This is a genomic window from Ignavibacteria bacterium (assembly GCA_025612375.1).
GTDB lineage: Bacteria > Bacteroidota > Ignavibacteria > Ignavibacteriales > SURF-24 > JAAXKN01.
On record JAAXKN010000017.1, the window covers coordinates 53051 to 72545 of the forward strand.

The following is a 19495-nucleotide window of genomic DNA, read 5'->3' on the forward strand; positions in this document are numbered from 1 at the left end:
CTTAAAAATAAATTCCAGGCAATCTAAGCTTTTTTCCTGCCGGATAAAGATATTCTGCTTTCTTTTCCGCTGAAGATTCTGCCGAGATTTGCACGGTGCGTATAGAGTATCAGTAAACAGATTCCAATTGAGAAGGGGAGTACAACGCCGTATCCCTGTATGTTCGCGTGGAAAATGTTCTCACGGATAAACAAAATTAAAGGTACCGATATGGCGCCCAGAATCGATCCGAGCGAAATATACTTTGAAACTACTACAACAATAATAAAGACCCCGATTGCAAAGAGCATGTCGACTGTAATGATTGACATAAGCATGCCGAGAGCCGTTGCAATTCCTTTTCCGCCCCTGAAACCGGCGAAAATCGTCCAGATGTGCCCTATAACGGCGGCAACACCTGCAATGATCTGTACTAGCGTAAAGTCGTCAAAAGGTGTGGCGTTCTCGAAGGGGAAGCTGCCGTAATGCAGTCTTGCCACAAGAACAACTGCAAGAGCCCCCTTAAGGGCATCCAGAAGAATGACCAGTATGCCATACTTCCAGCCTAAAATCCTGTATACGTTCGTTCCTCCGGCATTTCCGCTGCCGTAGTTTCTGATGTCGATTCCTTTAACAAGTTTTCCCACTATAATGCTTGTGGGTATAGATCCGATCAGATACGATAATAATATGATTGTTGTTAAGAGATACATATCAAAAATGCTTAAAATGATTGACTTCTAAAAAAATTATATAAATAACGGTGTATAATATCAATATAAAATTATATTATAGCTACTGTTAATTGAGCGAAATTTTCAGTATAATCCGGAAAATTGATTAATTCCGTGCCTCGCGGCACAAAAATTACAAAATCCCGCTTAACTTTTCAAATAGTTCAAAGTCGGGTCTGGTAGTAATCTTAAAATTAAGTACCGAACCTTCCACAATTTTCACCTTAAATCCGGCTCTTGTTACCAGCATTGATTCATCAGTCCCGTAAAAATTTGCCTCAAAGGCATCTTCAAGCGCCTTTCTGATAATGTGGTACTTGAAGATTTGCGGAGTCTGGGCGTAAAATACGTCACTCCTGTCGAGGAACGAAGAGACAAACTCCTCTCCCTTCAGCAGCGTATCGCGCGCCTTAATGCAGACCAGCACGCTCTGGAACTCTTCGGCCTGTTTTATGGCTTCAGTTAAAATCTTCTGGCTTAAGAGGGGCCGTGCGGCATCGTGTACCGCAATGAGATCCTCTTTATCGGCCTTTATTGAAGTGATGGCATTGAAGACGGAGTCCTGCCTTTCTTTGCCTCCGTTTACAATAGATTTTAGCTTTGTAAACTGATATTTAGCTGCAACATTCTCAAGGAGTTCAAAATAATCGGGCTGCGCAGCTACAACTATTTCATCAATTAAATCTGATTTCTGGAACACTTCAAGCGTATAGGCGATCAGTTCCCGCCCGTGTATTTTCTGATACTGCTTGGGAACCTCACAACCGAAACGCTTTCCCTGCCCGCCGGCAGGTATAACTGCAATAGTCCTCATATGATCAGCATCGCGTCGCCATAACTTAAGAATCTGTAGTTTTCCTTTAATGCTTTCTTGTATGCCTTCATCAGCAGGTCGTAACCTGCAAATGCCGAGGCAAGCATGATAAGTGTAGATTCAGGCGCATGGAAGTTGGTTATAAGTCTCTGTACTATCTTAAAGTCGTAAGGCGGAAAGATAAATTTATCCGTCCAGCCATGGTTCGGCTTTACGAACCCTTCGGCCGTAACGCTGCTCTCAAGGGCGCGCGTTGAACTGGTGCCGGTTACAAAAACCCTGTGCTTGTTCTGTATTGCCTTGTTTATTGTATCTGCGGACTGTGTCGAAATTTCAAAATATTCGGAATCCATTTTGTGCTTCGTCAGGTCTTCAACCTCAACGGGACGGAAAGTGCCAAGTCCTATGTGCAGCACTACGGGTGCAATTTTGATCCCTTTTTTCTTTATTTTGTCAAGGAGCTCTTCTGTAAAGTGGAGCCCTGCTGTCGGGGCTGCAACGGCACCGTCAACTTTCGCATAGACAGTCTGGTAATTTTCCTTGTCTTCCGGCACCGGATCCCTTTTAATGTATGGCGGAAGGGGAGTAAGCCCGATTTTCTCGACAGCCTTAAAAACGTTGCCCGGCTGGTTGAAACGGACCGTACGGCCGCGTGAGGTCGTATTGTCAATTACTTCGCACCAGAGCTTGTCGTTAAAGTATATCCTGTTGCCGATTCTTACCTTCCGTGCAGGATCGACAATAACATCCCATATGCATTCTTCCTTGTTCAGTTCTCTTAATAAAAAGACCTCGATCTTTGCATTGGTTCTTTCTTTTTTTCCATATAAGCGCGCCTGAATAACTTTTGTTTCGTTTACAACCAGGACGTCTCCTTTTTCCATGTAATCAATCACATCGCTGAACACTTTGGATTCTATAGTCTGATGTTCCCTGTCGAGCACCAACAGTTTGGCGCTATCCCTGGGTTCAACCGGAAATTTGGCTATTTGAGTCTTTGGTAAGTTGAAATTAAAGTCCGATAGTTTCATTTGGTCTCCTTACTATCATGAATAAAGCCAATTTAATAAGAAAGCAGCAGTCCCGGCCATTACTGCCCGGGCTGCTGCCTCATCTGATCATTTATTTTTTCTTGTTCGTTTTCTTAGCTGCTGTCTTGACGTTTCCTTTTCCAGCCTTTTTAGCAACTACGGCTTTCTTAGGAGCGGCCTTTGCCTGGGCAGCTTTCTTTGCGGCAGGTTTAGCTGCTGTCTTTACAGCTGCCTTCACAGCTGCCTTCACAGCTGCCTTTGCTGCCGGTTTGGCTGAAGCCTTGGCTGCAGTTTTAGCAGCAGTTTTAGCAGCAGTTTTAGCAGCAGTTTTAACTGCCGGCTTGGCTGCAGGTTTCTTGGCTGCTGCTTTTTTTGCAACCGGCTTTGCAGCCTTCTTTGCAGCTGTCTTTGCCACTGCCTTAACTGCCGGCTTTGCAGCAGTGACTGCCTTTGACTGCTGTTCCTTCAGTGCAGCTCTTGCAGCGGCAAGGCGTGCAATTGGAACTCTGAATGGTGAACAGCTTACATAGTTGAGACCTGCCCTGTGGCAGAATTCAACTGAAGCCGGATCGCCTCCGTGCTCGCCGCAGATACCAACCTTAAGCTCAGGTCTTACTGAACGGCCTTTCTGCGTGCCGATCTCAACCAGCTGTCCGACACCTTCAACGTCAATTGAGATGAAAGGATCAATCGGGAGGATTTCCTTCTCAACGTAAAGAGGCAGGAACTTGCCGGCGTCATCTCTTGAAAGACCGAATGTGGTCTGTGTAAGGTCGTTGGTTCCAAAGCTGAAGAACTGAGCGCGTTCTGCAATCTTGTCTGCTGTTACGGCAGCTCTCGGCAGCTCGATCATGGTTCCTACCAGAAAATCGATCTTTACGCCCTTCTCCTTCATGACTTCAGCTGCAACCCTTCTTACGATCTCTTCCTGGAGCTTCAGTTCTTCAACTGTGCTTACAAGAGGAATCATAATTTCAGGCTTAACCTTGATCTTCTTCTTTGAAACGTTGCATGCGGCTTCGAAGATAGCCCTTGCCTGCATTTCAGTGATTTCAGGATAGCTGATGCCAAGGCGGCAGCCCCTGAAACCGAGCATCGGGTTGAATTCCTTGAGGGATTCGATCTTATCGATTACTCTCTGTGCAGGAACGTTCAGCGAATTTGCAACTTCCTGGATCTCATCTGCTTCGTGAGGCAGGAATTCATGCAAAGGTGGATCCAGAGTTCTGATTGTTGCAGGTCTTCCGCCCATGGCCATGAAGAGTCCTTCAAAATCGTCTCTCTGATAAGGAAGCAGTTTTGCAAGCGCAGCCTGTCTTTCCTCGTGTGTCTCGGCAAGTATCATCTCTCTTACAGAAAGAATCCTGTTCTCGCCGAAGAACATGTGCTCTGTACGGCAAAGGCCTATACCTTCGGCTCCGAATGCAATTGCATTCTGTGCCTGATCAGGCTGGTCGGCGTTGGTTCTGATGCCAAGGCGCCTTACCTTGTCGGCCCATGTCATAAGATCATTGTATGTCTTGAATACGGCTGATTCCTGGGGCTTCATGGTCTTTGTAATAAGAACCTGAACAACCTCTGAAGGCTTGGTCTCAAGTTTTCCAACAATAACTTCACCTGTGGATCCGTCGATTGATATATATTCGCCACGGTTGATAACAACGTCTTTGCCTGATACCCTGATAGTTCCGGCAGCGTAGTTGATGAGGAGGTTACCGCATCCTGCAACGCAAACCTTGCCCATCTGGCGTGCAACCAAAGCAGCGTGTGAAGTCATACCGCCTCTTGCTGTTAAGATACCTACTGCAGCGTTCATACCTTTGATATCTTCAGGAGAGGTTTCAATTCTGACAAGAACAACTTTTTCGCCCTTGGCTGCTTCTTCTTCAGCTTCTTCAGCCGAGAAGACAACTTTGCCTGAAGCGGCGCCCGGACCTGCGTTGAGGCCTTTGGCAATAAGCCTTCCTTCGTCAACGGCTTTTTTCTTTTCCTTTGAATCGAAGATAGGCCTTAAGAGCTGGTTCAGCTGATCGGGCTCAATTCTCATTAAAGCTTCTTCGCGCGAAATGAGTCTTTCCTTTACCATATCATAAGCGATTTTGATGGCGGCAAAGCCTGTTCTCTTTCCAACGCGGCACTGGAGCATCCAGAGCTTGCCCTGCTGGATTGTGAACTCGATATCCATCATATCCTTGTAATGCTTTTCGAGCTTCTTTCTGATGTCGTCAAGCTGCCTGTAGATTTTTGCGTTGTCTTCCTTCAGTTTTGCAATGGGAAGAGGAGTGCGTACGCCGGCAACGACGTCTTCGCCCTGTGCGTTAAAGAGGTATTCTCCGTAGAATACATTTTCGCCCGATGCCGCGTCTCTTGTAAATGCAACGCCTGTACCTGAATCTTCTCCCATGTTGCCGAATACCATCGACTGAACGTTAACGGCTGTACCCCAGCTGGCAGGTATGTCATTAAGCTTTCTGTAAACGATGGCTCTTTCGTTCATCCATGAACCGAATACAGCGCCGATTGCGCCCCAGAGCTGTGTCATAGGATCATCGGGGAAACTGTTGCCGGTCTTGGCCAGGATTTCAGCTTTGAATTCCTGTACCAGTTCTTTCAGGTGATCAGCTGTAAGGTCTGTATCTTTTGTAATTCCGTTCTCGTGCTTTTTCTTGTCCAGGATAACTTCAAACGGATCGAGTTCATGCTTTTCGACCGGTTTAAGTCCCAAAACAACGTCGCCATACATCTGAACAAATCTTCTGTATGAATCGTAGGCAAATCTCGGATTATTTGTCTTGGCAATCAGGCCTTCAACTGTAGTATCATTCAAGCCGAGGTTTAAGATTGTATCCATCATACCAGGCATTGAAGCTCTGGCGCCGCTCCTGACAGAAACCAAAAGCGGGTTTTTAGGATCGCCAAATTTGGCTCCCATTTCCTTTTCAACTTTCTTGAGAGCGTCCAGCACCGACTTCTGCAGCTCTGCTGGATACTTCTTCTTGTTGTCATAGTAATATGTACATACGTCAGTGGTGATTGTAAAGCCGGCTGGTACTGGCAGTCCGATGTTAACCATTTCGGCCAGGTTTGCACCCTTGCCGCCGAGCAGGTTTTTCATGTCTGCTTTGCCTTCAGCTTTCCCGGCACCAAAGAAATAAACATACTTTGGGGTCTTAGCCATTAATTTTCCTCCATTCCATTGTTAATTAAAATTACATAATCCTTTGACCATTTAAGTCAGATTATATTAGTACAGTTATTTACGGTACCGCCCCGGGTCTTTTTCTTTTCCTGTCCCCGGAGCATTTTAGGGCCTCTGTACTGTAAATTCCATACAGCACAAGTAAGAAAAAATCAAACAGTTAATTTAAACCGCAATTATAATTTTACAAACTTTATTACTAAACTTCTATTTTATTCAGCAGGAATTCTTCAAATTCTGCCCTGTTTTCAATGTCCATCTCAATTTTGAGATAGTAAATGTCTATGTCATCCAGCTCTTTTGAAAAACGCGAAAGCTTTACGGCATCCTTCTGCGTCGTAATGACAGAGTGCGAATTGGTCGAGTAAAATGCTTTCCTTATTGCCTGCACGTCTCTGAGCGTATAATCCTTATGGTCCTTAAAGAGGAGCTGGTTCTCGGTATCAATATTGGACTGTATTAAAATGTTCAGGAACGACTGCGGGTTCGCAATCCCGCTGATTACCAGGCTCTTCTGCCCCCTGAAATCCTGCAGGTCGTAATACCTGTGGCTCTTTACGTCAAAAAGCCCTGCGGCCCTGTAAAAGGCGTTAAATATTTTTTTCTTGTCGAAGTATCCCCTCAGCTGGGGAGGTAAAAATCCTATCGTTGAAAATTTCCTGTTAATGATAACCGCATCGGCACGCCTGACTGAAGTGAACGGCTCACGCATCAGCCCCACGGGCAGAAGATTCTGATCCATGCCTCCTGACTTCAGAAGGAAACTGTTGTCAAAGATGAGTATGTTAAGATCCCTGTGTATCCACCTGTGCTGGAATGCGTCATCAAGAACAATTACTTCAACGTTCGTATCCCTCAGCATGCGGCGCGCTCCTTCAACCCTTTTTTCACTTACTGCCGCAGGCACGCTGCACTCCAGTGCCGTAAGGTATATCTCGTCGCCGCAGGCACTGACCTCACTCTGAATTTCATTTCCTTCGGAGACAAGGCGGTAGCCTTTTGAATTTCTTCCGTAACCGCGGCTTAATACGCCTACTTTCTTTCCTGCTTTCTTCAGTATGTCGGTTACCATTATTACAGCAGGGGTTTTCCCCGATCCGCCCACAGTAATATTTCCAATTGATATTACCCTGGCGTCAACTCTTTCCGACTTGTATATACCCTTGTCGAAAAGATAATTGCGTATCCCTATGATCCACCTGTATACCGGGGTCAGAGGGAATAAAATAATTCTTAAAAACAACATCAGAAATTACCTGCCTCTTCCTGTAAATCATTCAGCTTACGTTCACATTCTTCAATGAGTTTTGTTGTTTCCTCATAGCTCAGTTCGCTGCAGACAGAAACCGGGTCAGAAAAAACCAGATTAATACTCGTAAAAAACTTCGGCAATTCAAAACGGTCCCAGCTTCCTAAAATTCTTTTTTTCTTAACCCCCACGCCTACAAGTATGAGCGGTATGCCTGCTTTCTTTGCCACCACCACCGCACCGGCCTTAAGCTTGTGGTAAGGCCCTTTGGGACCGTCGGGCGTTATGGCAACCGGGCGGCCTGAAGACGCTGCCTGAAGCAGAAGCTTCAGCGCCATGCTTCCTCCGTCGTTGCTTGATCCGCGGATAACCCTGTAGTTCCATTTCGTCAGTATCTTATCAAGTAGTCTTCCGTCTTTGCTTCTGCTTACAAGTGCCGAAAAATCAAGATCCTTATTTATATACCACGGAATAAGCATTGAGCCGTGCCAGAATGCAAAAACAAAATTCTTATTCTCCTTAATTAGACGGTCGAAGTGCTCCCTGTTCCTGGAATTGATCTTCAGTGTCTTTAAGAGCAACGATATTCCGGAATAAAGGAAATAATTGCCCAGGAATCTTAATATGTCCTGTCCAAGCTTTTTCAGCTTCATATATGATATCTTCCTCTGTGATCCGGAAAATTCTTAAATCTCAGTTCAGGTATCCCAGGACAATCTCGGCTGACCTTTCAGATACACCCGTATTTCCCAGCTTCTCTTCCAATGCCTTCAGCCTGTTTCTCATTGCCTCGAGGCTTTCTTCGCTTGACAGGACTGAAGCGCAGGCTGAATAAATCCTTCCGCTGTTTACATCCTTCTGTATCAGCTCTTCCACAATCTTCTCACCGGCTATAATATTTACCAGGCTTATCTTGTCAATTTCAATTACACTCTTTCCGATCATATAAGTAAGATAGCTAGTGGCATAAACAACCACCATTGGAAGATGGAACAGTGCCGCCTCTAAAGTCGATGTCCCTGATTTTATTATTCCGAACTTTGAATACCTGAAAAGGTCATACGTATGATCCTTTACAACCTTAAAGGGAACTTCAGGAGCAAGCTGCCTGAAAATTCCTTCATCAATATTTGAAGAACAAGCTACAACAGTCTCGAGGTTAAATTTCTCCGAGACTTTTGCCGCGGCCTTGATTGTCTCCGGGAATATGCGCCCGATCTCCTGATGACGGCTGCCCGGAAGAACTACGAGAAGATCCTTGCTTTTGTCAAAATGAAAAAGCCCGTAGAGATCTTCCTTTGTTAGATAGTCATACCTTTCAATTTGTTCCAGAAGAGGATGCCCGACGTATTCAACGTCGATGCCCGCATCCTTAAAGAACTTTTCCTCGAAGGGCAGAATTACTATCATCTTGTCTACAACTTTTTTTATCTTCCTGAGCCTGCCTTTTCCCCAGGCCCATACCTGCGGGGAGATATAATAAATAACCTTAAGCCCGAGGGCCTTGAACTTTTTAGCAATGCTCAGGTTGAACCCTGGATAATCTATAAGAACAACTGTATCTATGTTTTTATTTTTAACTTCTTCAATTAAAGCTGCCTGAACTTTTTTTATGAACGGGAGATGCCTTACAACCTCGGCAAACCCGAGGAAAGCCATCTGCCTTATGTGAAATAGTATTTCCATTCCTTCGGCTTCCATCTTCGGGCCACCGATGCCTGAAATGGAAACTCCGGGACTCTTTCTTTTAATTTCCCTTACCAGTGAGGCCCCGTGCATATCCCCCGAGGCTTCGCCTGCTACGATCAGCAAATTTTTTGTCAATATCTGCTCACAAACCAGATTATGATAATTGTCAGCGAAACTATGCTGAAGGCCTGGAGCGTTCTTCTTTCAGACTTAAGGCCTGCTGCAATGTTATACTTGGGCTGAGTGACGTTATTATTTTTATAAGCCGATATCCTGGGCAGAAAGCGCGGAACATTTTTGTAATACTCCTCGTACTGCGCGCCGAAAGCTTTCTTTAAATATGTTTCCTCTTCATTTATAATAAACTTGTACTGAAGGTAGAAGAAAACAAATGCCGCAATCTGCAGGTAAGGAAACAGGGCTAAAGACATGATCCCGATACCCATGTAAAGAAGAATGTTGCCTACATAGAGGGGATTCCTCGTATGGGCAAAGGGGCCGCTTATAACCAGGTAAGTCCCGCCCACGGCTCCTGTCGTCCTGGTTTCGCTTCCTGCGTAGCTTACGCCCCAGAGCCTTATCAGCTCGCCCGAGGCCGCAACAATAAAGCCTATTATAATGCTGTAGATATTAGGAGACCTGAATAATAACATAAGAACCAGAAACGGAATTGGAGTGTAGCTTCTGTATTTAAAAATTTTAGCCTGAATGCTGCTCATTTATTTCTTAACCCTGTTTAATTGATGAATAAATTATCCCTGCTTGAACACTTCAAATCTTTTCAGTTCAGCCTGGTATCTTTTCTTTAACCGTTTTTTATTTCTTAGCTCCTCCAGTTTCTTCCTTACGTCCTGAAAGTCCCTGAAGGGGAAGTATGTGATCCTGTTGACTTCACAATATTTTAAGAGCGAGGCCTTTGCAAAAATAAAATCGCAGTACTGCACGGGGCACTTGTCGGAGTACCCGTCGCCGATGTAGACTATATAGTCTTCGTCGCCCGACTTACTGAGCAGGTGATTTCTCTTGCAGTTGCCGCAGAACCGGCAGTGTTCGTCGCCATAAGGGAAGAACGGCTTTAACCTGCCTTCATTTATCTCGGCCCTGTTGCAGTAGACTTCCAGGTCTCCAAGGCCTTCGCGCTCAAGAATTCTTTTAATATAAATATCAAAGCCGTCGCTTAAGACTCTTATTTCAAACCTGTTTTCCCGGCAGTATTCCACAAAGTCCCTGAATGTGGGGTCAATTTCAATTTCTTCAAGGAACTCCAGGAATTTATCAAAGTCCAGAGCCTTTATGGTGTCAAACATCAGGTACCAGCTCTCGGGAGAAGTGATCTTCTCCTCAATCCAGTCCTCCACTATCTGGCGGATTTTTACCGGGTCGCCGAAAGTATTGACAAAAGCCTCTCCAACGTCGCGCTTTGTAATAGTACCGTCAAAATCTATAAATATTTTAAAAACCTTGTCCTGCATTCCTTCTCTTCACATTCAAAATTATCTTATAATTATCATCTTCTTTACGTCCACAAATTCTCCCGCCTTCATGCGGTAGAAGTACACCCCGCCCGGAAGTTTCCCGTAGCTTCCCTCTGCATTAAAGGTAAGGCTGTGCTCGCCTTTCGACTGGAAGCCGTTTACCGGCACGGTTACGGTTGCAATTTTATCTGAATATATTTCAATTATAACATTGTTGTCTTCGGGAAGGTAATATTTAATTACCGTTGAATCAGAAAAAGGATTCGGGAAATTCTGCGCAAGGGCGTAGCTGTTTGCGTTAAAGCTGAAGTAATTCAGCTTAACCGGAGCCGACTTCATTTCATCGCCGTCGTTATCTACCTGAACGAGCCTGTAATATACTTCGGAGCCCGAGGGGACGGTTTCAGAAAAGTCATACGTGTTCATTCCTTTCTGGTTCTTTGCCGGGATGAATTTAATCCTTTCCCAGGATGTATCCGAATCCTTGGAGCGTTCTACATAGAATCCCTTGTTGAACTGTTCGTTGTTTGTCTGCCATGAGGCCCTTACCAGGCTGCCGTCTAAAATCGCATTGAATCCCGTAATTTCATGGCTGTACTTGCCGCTGCTTAAGATCCTCTGGCCGAATATGCCGTTCTGACCGTTCCTGTTTTCCTTAAAGACTGCGGTTATGCTTTTGCCCTTTGCGGGGATGAGGTTCAGATAACTTTTTTCAGAGTTCGCATTTGAGGCAAGCGCAACTCCGGAAGAATCCCAGAGCCTTTTGCCGTCACTGCTTATTCTCTGCGAAAGTATGTTTCCTCTTTGCGTTTTGCTCCTTTTATCCAGCCATGCAACAATGGTTCCTGAAGTGTGGTCGCTTATTATCCTCTGGCTCATCTGGCTGCCCTTCATTTTAATTACAGGGTTGCCGTCTTTCATCCACTGCGGCTGTCCTTTCAGGTTATACTTCTGTACGTATATATCCTTGTCGCCAAGGGACTCGTTTACCCAGGTAAGTGTCACCGTTGAATCGGTGCAGTAAGGCTGCGGGCTTGTCTGGTCGCCGTAACGGTTTGTTATTTTCTCCCCGTTTTTATTCCACATTATCTTTCCGTCAATGGATATCATCTGCTGGAGTATGTCGCGGCCCGACCTTTTAATTTCCCATGCGGCATATACGCCTGTGCGCCCCATGGAGCCAATAACATAGTTAATTACATTTTCACCTGAGGTTGAAACCAGGAGTGGTCTTCCGCCCCAGCTGGGCTTTCCCAGGGAGTTAATGTGCTGAGCATAAAGCCTGGCTTTCCCTTCGTTTGACTCGATCCAGAAAACGTATGCGCCGCCTTTACCGTCTGCGGCAATAGCGGGTCTGGATTTGATGGAAGGGGAGTTTGAAATAATTGTGCCGTTACCCCTGAATGAAGTCTTGCCCGAAGAGTTTAATTTCTGAACGTAGACGGCGTAGTCTGCCGGGGTGCCGTAATTTCTGTAAATGTATGTGACAAATGAATTTGCATCGTTATCGCCTGTGGCCGAAAGTTCAAGTATGCCTGCATCCTGAATTGAAACCCTTACGCCCTTGCTGCCCCAGAGTATGTCTCCTTTTGTGGAAACCCTCTGCGCGTAGAGCTCGCCTGCCTTGCCGTCGGAAAAATCCTTGAAGAAGACGACTGCGCTGCCCGGAAGGGAAATGCCCGAAACGGGAAGGCTCCTCGAAGAGGAGTTCATGCTGACGGGCTTGCCGTCTGTCCTGAAGCTTACCGTGCCGTCTTCGTTATAATGCTGAAAAAAAACATTTGTATGCGTTGAGTCCGTCTTGTCTTCCCAGAAAACAAAGCCGCCGCCCTGTCCGTCGGGCGAAGAGGTAATGTTGTAAGGGTTTTTTGTATTTGAAACAAGTATCCTGTTTATCTGGGGATTATTGTTCCACTGTGCATGTATTTTCCCATCAGGCATAAACAGGAGGGAGGAAAGGATCATCCCCGCCGCAAGCAGCTTCCTGGTTCTGCCGGAAAATGCAGCTTCCGTGTGCTTATCTATTAATAATTGCATCAAAATCCTCATTAAAGCGTACACTGACCAATTTGGAAATGCCTTCTTCCTGGATCGTGACGCCATACATTGTTTCAGCAGCCTCCATGGTTCTTTTATTGTGCGTCACAATAATAAACTGTGTGCTCTTGCTGAATTCTTTAATAATACGCGTAAACCTGTCCACGTTTGCGTCATCAAGCGGAGCGTCAACTTCGTCCAGAATACAGAACGGGCTCGGCTTGACTAAGTAAATTGAGAACAGAAGAGCCGTTGCCGTAAGTGTTTTTTCTCCTCCTGAAAGGAGCTCAATTCCGGTAGGCCTTTTGCCCTTAGGTTTTGCTATAATTTCAATCTTCGATTCCAGCGGATCCACGTCCTCTTCCAGCTTCAGGTCGGCCTCGTCGCCGGGGTTGAAGAGCGTGCGGAAAATCCTGATGAAGTTTTCCCTGATGGTTGCAAATGTATCAAGGAAGAGCGTCTGTGCCGTAACGTTGATCTCTTCAATCGTCTTGATGAGATCCTTTTCCGATTCCACCAGATCGTTTCTCTGCTTGTGCAGAAAGTCGAGCCTTTCCCTTTCTTCTTCGTATTCAGAATAAGCCAGAAGGTTGATCGGTCCCAGGCCCTTTAACTGCTGCTTGTGCTGCTGAACCTCGGAAGAACGTTCCTGGAAGTTAAAGGTATCCAGGTCGTCGAACTCCTTGAGTTCAAGCGTAATAGAGTAGTTCTCTTTTATATTGGCAAAAAGATTGTCTATCTTAAGCGTAATTTCATTTATCTTAATGTCTGCAGAATGTATCTCATCAGAGACACGGTCGCGTTCTTTTCTGAATTCGAGTAGCTTTTTCTCAAGTTCCATCGCCTGGGACTTAATGCCCCTCAGGTTGTTGTCGATCTCGGTTTCAACGGCAACCATTTTCTTCTTCTCGGCCTCAAACTCGTCAAGGTCCAGCTGTTTGTCCTCAATTACCCCATCCAGGGAAACCATCTCCTCCTTGGTGGAGGTAATGTCGAACTCTCTTTTCTGTATGGACTTCTTTATATTTTCCTTTGACGTCTGAGCGCGCTCGGTGGAGTTCTCAAGGTTTTTCTTTTCACCCAGGAGCCTTTCAAGCTCAAGCTTCATCTGGTTCTGCTGTGTAATGACGCTGTTGTAAGCTGTTTCTGAAGCCTTGACCTCTTCTTCAAGCTGTGAAGTCTGCTCCTCGGCCAGCTTCTTTTGGGCCGCTTCCTCTTCAAGCACGAGGCTTAGAGAAGAGATCTCATTGTCTATCTGGTTTGAAGTCCTTGCAAGCTCGTTGATTTCAAACCTTGCCTTTTCAATTTCATCCGAGGCTTTTTTCTTTTCAAACTCGAACTGTGCTATCTGCTTTTCAATGTTTGCAAGGTCATTGATCAAAATGCGGTTCTGGTCCGAGAGGTCCTTCAGGTCAATTTCTTCTACCTTGGCTTCGGTTTCCTTTATCTTATCACGCAGCCTCAGGAGGTTTGCCTCATAGGTCGGGAATTCGTTCTTCAGGTTCTCCAGCATCTGCTTTCGTCCGAAGAGCGTGTCGTCAAGCCTGGGGGCCGAACCCGCGTCAATAAGCCCCGAGTTGTTAAGGAAGTCGCCGTTAAGCGTTGCAAAGTTAAACTCGGGGAACTTCCTGCTGAGTTCAAATGCCGATTCCAGATCCTTTGTAATTGCAGTCATGTAAAGGAGCTTCTTAAAGAACGGCTTCCATTTTTCATCGGCCTGAATGAAGTTTTCAGCCCAGCCTATAAACGCGCCTTCTTTTTCCAGCTTCTTAATGTTCTTGCGTGTCGAATAGTCCTGCAGCTTTTTAATGAGCGTTTTTTTCGTCCCGGAATTATATCCCAGTACATAGAAAGATGCCTTCCCGAAATTATTCTCCCTCAGGTAATCGACCGCTTTCTGCAGGTCCTGGAACGATTCAACGAGAAGGTTATTGAGCACATTCTTCAGCGATGCTTCAAGAGCAAAGCGGTAGTCTTCTTCTGCGTTGCCCACGTCGGCAAGGAATGTTTTCTCCCTTTCGGTCCACCCCTCGTTTTCAATTAAAACCTTGGCGCCTTTTGAGACACCTTCCAGGTTATTGATAAGGCTCTGCAGAAAGTCAATTTTGTCCTTAAGGCTGTTAAGTGTGCTTCTTTCCTCGTGCTCCTTGCCCTTTAAGTCAGTAAGCTCTTTTTCCAGCTCTTCTTTTTCTGTCTGTTTTTTTGCGAAGTGCTCTTCGCCCTGGGCAAGTTTCTTCTCGGCTTCAACCTTTTCCTGTTCAAGCTCTTCTAAATATCCTACGGTCTTGGCCAGCGTATTTGTGATGGAAAGGATCTTGTTGTTCAGCTTTTCAATTGCCGATTCCGTGTTATCCAGATTCTTCCTGAGGTTTTTCAGCTGGTGCTCTTTTTCAGTGATGTCCTTAAACTTATTGAGGTTTTCCTCCCTCTGTGCCCTGAGCTCGGCTTTTTTGTCCTCAACAACCTGCTTTTTATCCTGAAGCTGCTGCTTGTTTTCCTCGATGCCTTTTTCCTTGGCCTCGATTGAATTTTTCACCTGGACAATTTTATTGCTGTTTTCAAAGATGAGGTCGTCTGTATCCTCATCCTGGAAGTGCAGCTCTTCGAGTTCCTGGCCGTAGCGCGTGAGGTTTTTGTCTAAAGATTTTTTTCTTTCCTCGGCAACTGAAATGCCGTTCTGAACGTTGTGTATCTTGTCCGTCTGCGCCGAAATGTCACGCCTTTTGATCTTGAGGTCGTTTTCAATGAGGTTGATGTCGTTTCTGAAAACAACAAGCTCGTCTTCAAGTTTCCTCAGTTCGCTTTCAATCTGCACCTTGCGCCTGAAGGCTTCTTCCTTCTGTTCCTTTAATGTGCTCCTTTTGGAGTTCCAGAGGGCATATTCCCTCTCTGCCAGGTCGAGTTCCTGTTCTCTTAAAACAGAAGATATTTTGTTGTACTTATCTGCCTTCTTTGCCTGGCGCTCCAGCGAGGCAACCTGCTTTTCAACTTCAGCAACAATGTCGTTTACGCGCGTGAGGTCTTTTTTAACTTCTTCAAGTTTCTTTAATGCAAGGCGGCGCCTCAGTTTATATTTATTAACGCCTGCCGCCTCTTCAAACATGTTCCTTCTTTCATCGGCCTTGTTGCTGAGGATGGTCTCAACCATCTTAAGCTCTATTACCGAGTAGGCATTTGTGCCCATACCGGTATCCATAAAGAGGTTTGTAATATCCTTCAGGCGGCAGATGTTGCGGTTTAAGAGGTACTCGCTTTCACCCGAGCGGAAGATCCTTCTTGTAATGGTAACTTCGGAATACTCTGTAGGCAGAACACCGTTGTCGTTAACCAAAGTCAGCGAAACCTCAGCCATTCCCATCGGTTTTTTGTTCTGGGTGCCGTTAAAGATGACATTTTCCATTTTGTCGCTTCTTAACGTGCTGCTCTTCTGCTCACCCAGACTCCAGCGTATGGCATCTACAATATTCGTCTTACCGCAGCCGTTGGGGCCTACAATGGAGGTTACACCCTTGTTGAAGTTTACAACCGTCCTGTTGGCAAAAGACTTAAATCCAAAGATTTCTAACTTTGATAAATACAACTAAAAACTCACTCCGTCTGTTATTACATAACCTTATATTGTTTATAAGCATTCATTATATAATAAATGCTTGACTGGCTTAACTGGAAGTAGAGCAGAACACATACAGAGACAAGTAATATTAAGCCTAAAGTGTACATATAAACTGTTGAAGGCCTTACGTCAAAAATAACATAGATGCCTTTCATCAGCCTGTGGAAAATCCAGACAGTAAAGACTGCAAGCGCAATGAAAAGATAAAATGTCATGACGTTTGCATTCAGTACCTTGTAAAGAACAAGCCCTAAGGGCAGAAGCACAACCAGCGGCAGAAATGACCAGACTACCATAAAGTATATGCTTGAAAAGAAAACTTTATTCCTGTTGAATAAAGATGCGATCTTTATTGCTATGGACGTAAGTACAAAAAATACTGCCGAAACAACGCTCAGCCATATGAGGGCGTAAAGGGGATTCCAGGCCAGGAATGAAACGAACCAGCTCAGGCGCGGAGACCCTAAAGAAAGCACTATCTTCTCCAGAAGAACGTTTGTCCTCAGGAAGTAGAGAATATTTGAAAGTAAAAGTGCCGATGCGAGTGAAAGCACTGTCATAAGAGCCATTGACTGCATTCCAGACATGAGGCGCATATCCCTGATATCGGCAAAAAAGTTGTATGGCCTCAGAAGTGCGCGTGTGGCGTCTTCCCTGAATTTCCTCCTCGTATTGATGAGGAACCCTAAAATTAAAACGAGCAGAACGCCCGAAACAATAAATACGATGGGTGAGTCATCCTTGGGGGAGCCCTGCGGTATCGTTACATCCTCGTCATTGTGCAGCTTTGCGTAGATTACTTTCTCGCTGAACCTGCCCGGCTGCCTGAATTCATCCAGTATGCCGATGCTGTAGACGTTTTCAGGATTAAACCCTGCGCTTAATGAGGTGTAATCGCCCCTGAAGTCGAAAACTGAATTTATGAAGTAACCTGAAGTCCTCCTTGAAGAAGAATAATCTATCAGGTCGGAGAAAAACTTTGCCTGTGCCTCATAGGAAAATGGGTTTGAATAACCGTTTGTGTTCCCCATAAAGCTGCCGTATGTGGCAGAGCTGATGAAGACCCTTCCTTTTCCAAGCCTTGACTCCAGGTCTGAGTATCTTGAGGCGTAGTCACTCATCGGCTTATTCAAAAGCTCGACACCGTAGAAATCCAGATTCTCTACCGGGGAAACGTTAAAGCCCACAAAGGAAGCGTAAACCATCCTGTTTGTAAAACGCTTTGCATATCCGGCAAGTGAACTGATAACTGAGTTCCCGAGCGGGGAATTGGGCAGATAAGAGCTCCCGAGGCCGAATGCGGCAACAGCAGAATACTGCTTGTAGCTGTTCAAAAACTGTGTTAAGTAAACCCTAAGCCTGTCCTTAAATGCCTGATCGTCCAGAATCTCTTCCGGCACAGAGTTAAGCGGCATCTCTACAAATGCAAGAAGCCCCAGCTCCTGGCACACTTTAAGGTAGTAAGGATTTGGCAATTCCTTGGCAAACCTGACGGCATTAAAACCCATATTTTTAATTGCCTTCATGTCGCTTCTCATCCTCTCGGGGCGTACCAGGTTGCCGTAACCCGGGTAAACAGCATAGTAAGTTGTACCCTTAAGCGTAAAAGGCGCATTGTTGAGCATTAGAGCGTTATTTGACGATCGGAGTGAATAAAAAGCTATCGGCTTTTCAACCTCGTCAATTACCTGGTCATTTCTTAAAAGCTGTATGCGCAGCCTGTATGAATGCGGGGCGTCCGGCGACCAGAGGGAAACGTTTGTAAGGCTGTATGAATAGCCTACCCCTTTTTCCTTCTGGCTTCCTAGATAAAAGATCCCGGAGGTTGAGTTAAGTATGTCTTCGCCACCGTTTGTAAGGAGCCTTACCCTGAAGGCGTACTGCGCTGCATTTGAGGCCGAATCCTGCCTTTCCTCTCCCGAATGGTTTGAAAGTTTTGCATTAACAGAAAGTGAAACTCCTCCTGTTGAGGAGACATTATAGGAATAATCCGAATTTGCAATGCGGGCCTGTGAGGCAACTTCAATATATACGTCCCTGAAAATTCCGCCTACATTTTCAGGGAAGAGGAATCTCTGATTAACCGGAATTGTGGCGTCGCTGGAGAGTTTATGGCTTATCTTAACCGTAAAGACGTTGTTTTTGTCTAATTTAACTAGGTTTTTAGGAATTTCAACCCTGAAGGGAAATTCACCGCCGGAGTGTTTGTATATGACAAAATTGTTGAGAGTTATCTCGGCCGAGTAATTAAGCCCCAGAAATACCAGCTCCAGCCTGCTGTTTTTTACCTGGCGGCTCTCGAGCCTGATATTTTTCTCAAAGGTAAGCTCATCCTCGCCCCTGAAGTTTGAGGGAACAGAAACGGGCTTTCTGTCGTCCCTGTCATTCCCTGTGTAAACGCTCCATGTGCCGTCCAGACTTATAACGTTTCTTGAATGTGAGGCATCAAGGAAGAGGGAATCCTGTTTTAATAAATCAAACCTGGGGAGCTCTTTTATTCTAATTTGTCCTAAAAGGATATTAGCAAAGGCGAGCCAAAATAATACCGGAATTATAATTTTACTATACTTCATTTTTTCCAGAAAAAATGATTCCAAAATAAAAGACACTTAAAATACAAAAAACAGGGGGGGAAATCAATATAAAAGGCATTCCCTTGAGGCCCGGGAATGCCTTCAATTTGAAAAGAAAGAGCTTATAATACAATAACTTAGCTCTTTGGGCTCTACTTCGTAGCGCCGGTTGGTTTATATTTGCAAATAATTTCTTAATGCAAAAAGAATTTTGCCGGCAGGATTTGGCCCCCGGCCGGGTTATAAATTAAGCCGACTTGATGATACTTGTAAAAGAGTCAGCCTTAAGGCATGCTCCGCCTACAAGCGCCCCGTCAATATCCTTCTGTGAAAGCAGCAAGGATGCATTCTCCGGTTTTACGCTTCCGCCGTACTGTATTGTTACGTCTTCGGCTGCTTCATTGGAGTAAAGTTTCTTTAAGAGATTTCTTATTGAAGCGTGTACTTCCTGTGCCTGCTCCGGTGTTGCGGTCTTTCCTGTGCCTATAGCCCATACGGGTTCATAGGCAACAATTACCTTCTTCAGCTCTTCGGCTGAAATACCGCTGAGGCCAGTGGTAACCTGTTTGCTGATGACAGACTCTGTTGTTCCGTTTTCTCTCTGCTCCAGGGTTTCACCAACGCAGAAAATGGCTGTGAGTCCGCTTGCAACAGCTTTCTTGATTTTTTTGTTGATCAGCTCGTCAGACTCCATAAAGATTGTTCTTCTTTCGGAATGGCCCAAAATGACGTACTGGCAGCCTGCGCTTTTGAGCATTTCAGCAGAAATTTCACCCGTGTAGGCTCCGCTTTCTTCGAAATACATATTCTGTGCGCCGAGCTGAATATTTGAATCCTTTATTAGTGTCTTTGCCGTATCAAGTGAAGTAAAAGGAGGGCATATGATTACATCCGCCTTTAAGTCCTGTCCGGCAAGGCTTTTCTTAAGTTCTGAGATCAGTTTTACTGAGGCCGGAATATCATTATACATTTTCCAGTTTCCGGCTATTACTTTTTTTCGCATTTATTCCTCTATATTGATTTGAGTCAAATTAAACTCATGTACTTCTAATTTCAATAAAATGAGCCTGATTCTCTTTCCCTTGAGGGGGGATATAGGGAA

General features: G+C 45.2%; 13 protein-coding genes. All 13 read right to left on the reverse strand.

Annotation, left to right across the window (positions count from 1 at the left end; genetic code table 11):
* Window positions 1-23: 23 nt before the first annotated feature.
* The 13 genes from plsY to HF312_11965 all read right to left on the reverse strand — a co-directional run bounded on the left by plsY (window position 24) and on the right by HF312_11965 (window position 19396).
* Window positions 24-692 (reverse strand): glycerol-3-phosphate 1-O-acyltransferase PlsY, encoded by a 669-nt coding sequence (gene plsY / locus HF312_11905; protein MCU7520912.1) that lies wholly within the window; start codon window positions 690-692, stop codon window positions 24-26.
* Window positions 693-846: 154 nt separating this feature from the next.
* On the reverse strand, window positions 847-1527 hold the full coding sequence (gene ispD, locus HF312_11910; GenBank protein MCU7520913.1) for a 2-C-methyl-D-erythritol 4-phosphate cytidylyltransferase: 681 nt from the start codon (window positions 1525-1527) through the stop codon (window positions 847-849).
* Window positions 1524-2558, reverse strand: a complete 1035-nt coding sequence (gene queA / locus HF312_11915; protein MCU7520914.1) for a tRNA preQ1(34) S-adenosylmethionine ribosyltransferase-isomerase QueA — start codon at window positions 2556-2558, stop codon at window positions 1524-1526. Before queA ends, ispD begins: the two co-directional genes overlap by 4 nt.
* Before the next feature lie 91 nt (window positions 2559-2649).
* Entirely contained in the window at window positions 2650-5736 is a 3087-nt protein-coding gene (locus HF312_11920; GenBank protein MCU7520915.1) for a pyruvate, phosphate dikinase, read from the reverse strand.
* A 220-nt stretch (window positions 5737-5956) separates the two neighbouring features.
* Window positions 5957-7003: a tetraacyldisaccharide 4'-kinase gene (gene lpxK / locus HF312_11925; protein ID MCU7520916.1), complete on the reverse strand. Its 1047-nt coding sequence runs from the start codon at window positions 7001-7003 to the stop codon at window positions 5957-5959.
* Window positions 7003-7659, reverse strand: a complete 657-nt coding sequence (locus tag HF312_11930; protein ID MCU7520917.1) for a lysophospholipid acyltransferase family protein — start codon at window positions 7657-7659, stop codon at window positions 7003-7005. Before HF312_11930 ends, lpxK begins: the two co-directional genes overlap by 1 nt.
* A gap of 40 nt (window positions 7660-7699) precedes the next feature.
* Window positions 7700-8830 carry a lipid-A-disaccharide synthase gene (gene lpxB, locus HF312_11935; GenBank protein MCU7520918.1) on the reverse strand — a complete coding sequence of 377 codons (1131 nt, stop codon included), beginning with the start codon at window positions 8828-8830 and terminating at the stop codon, window positions 7700-7702.
* Window positions 8827-9414: an isoprenylcysteine carboxylmethyltransferase family protein gene (locus HF312_11940; protein MCU7520919.1), complete on the reverse strand. Its 588-nt coding sequence runs from the start codon at window positions 9412-9414 to the stop codon at window positions 8827-8829. Before HF312_11940 ends, lpxB begins: the two co-directional genes overlap by 4 nt.
* 33 nt (window positions 9415-9447) lie before the next feature.
* The gene (locus HF312_11945; GenBank protein MCU7520920.1) at window positions 9448-10167 is read right to left on the reverse strand and encodes an MtnX-like HAD-IB family phosphatase; all 720 of its coding nucleotides are present in this window, start codon (window positions 10165-10167) and stop codon (window positions 9448-9450) included.
* A 21-nt stretch (window positions 10168-10188) separates the two neighbouring features.
* The gene (locus HF312_11950) at window positions 10189-12207 is read right to left on the reverse strand and encodes a hypothetical protein (GenBank protein ID MCU7520921.1); all 2019 of its coding nucleotides are present in this window, start codon (window positions 12205-12207) and stop codon (window positions 10189-10191) included.
* Window positions 12188-15787: a chromosome segregation protein SMC gene (gene smc / locus HF312_11955; protein ID MCU7520922.1), complete on the reverse strand. Its 3600-nt coding sequence runs from the start codon at window positions 15785-15787 to the stop codon at window positions 12188-12190. The genes HF312_11950 and smc overlap by 20 nt, the downstream gene beginning before the upstream one ends.
* A gap of 23 nt (window positions 15788-15810) precedes the next feature.
* Window positions 15811-18393 carry a hypothetical protein gene (locus HF312_11960; GenBank protein MCU7520923.1) on the reverse strand — a complete coding sequence of 861 codons (2583 nt, stop codon included), beginning with the start codon at window positions 18391-18393 and terminating at the stop codon, window positions 15811-15813.
* Between the two features lie 247 nt (window positions 18394-18640).
* The gene (locus tag HF312_11965; GenBank protein MCU7520924.1) at window positions 18641-19396 is read right to left on the reverse strand and encodes a triose-phosphate isomerase; all 756 of its coding nucleotides are present in this window, start codon (window positions 19394-19396) and stop codon (window positions 18641-18643) included.
* Window positions 19397-19495: the final 99 nt, after the last annotated feature.

Excerpts from the sequence above, each read along its gene's own strand:
- plsY (MCU7520912.1), bottom strand. The coding sequence starts at position 692 with ATGTATCTCTTAACAACAATCATATTATTATCGTATCTGATCGGATCT.
- ispD (MCU7520913.1), bottom strand. The coding sequence starts at position 1,527 with ATGAGGACTATTGCAGTTATACCTGCCGGCGGGCAGGGAAAGCGTTTC.
- queA (MCU7520914.1), bottom strand. The coding sequence starts at position 2,558 with ATGAAACTATCGGACTTTAATTTCAACTTACCAAAGACTCAAATAGCC.
- HF312_11920 (MCU7520915.1), bottom strand. The coding sequence starts at position 5,736 with ATGGCTAAGACCCCAAAGTATGTTTATTTCTTTGGTGCCGGGAAAGCT.
- lpxK (MCU7520916.1), bottom strand. The coding sequence starts at position 7,003 with ATGTTGTTTTTAAGAATTATTTTATTCCCTCTGACCCCGGTATACAGG.
- HF312_11930 (MCU7520917.1), bottom strand. The coding sequence starts at position 7,659 with ATGAAGCTGAAAAAGCTTGGACAGGACATATTAAGATTCCTGGGCAAT.
- HF312_11940 (MCU7520919.1), bottom strand. The coding sequence starts at position 9,414 with ATGAGCAGCATTCAGGCTAAAATTTTTAAATACAGAAGCTACACTCCA.
- HF312_11945 (MCU7520920.1), bottom strand. The coding sequence starts at position 10,167 with ATGCAGGACAAGGTTTTTAAAATATTTATAGATTTTGACGGTACTATT.
- HF312_11950 (MCU7520921.1), bottom strand. The coding sequence starts at position 12,207 with ATGCAATTATTAATAGATAAGCACACGGAAGCTGCATTTTCCGGCAGA.
- HF312_11960 (MCU7520923.1), bottom strand. The coding sequence starts at position 18,393 with ATGAAGTATAGTAAAATTATAATTCCGGTATTATTTTGGCTCGCCTTT.
- HF312_11965 (MCU7520924.1), bottom strand. The coding sequence starts at position 19,396 with ATGCGAAAAAAAGTAATAGCCGGAAACTGGAAAATGTATAATGATATT.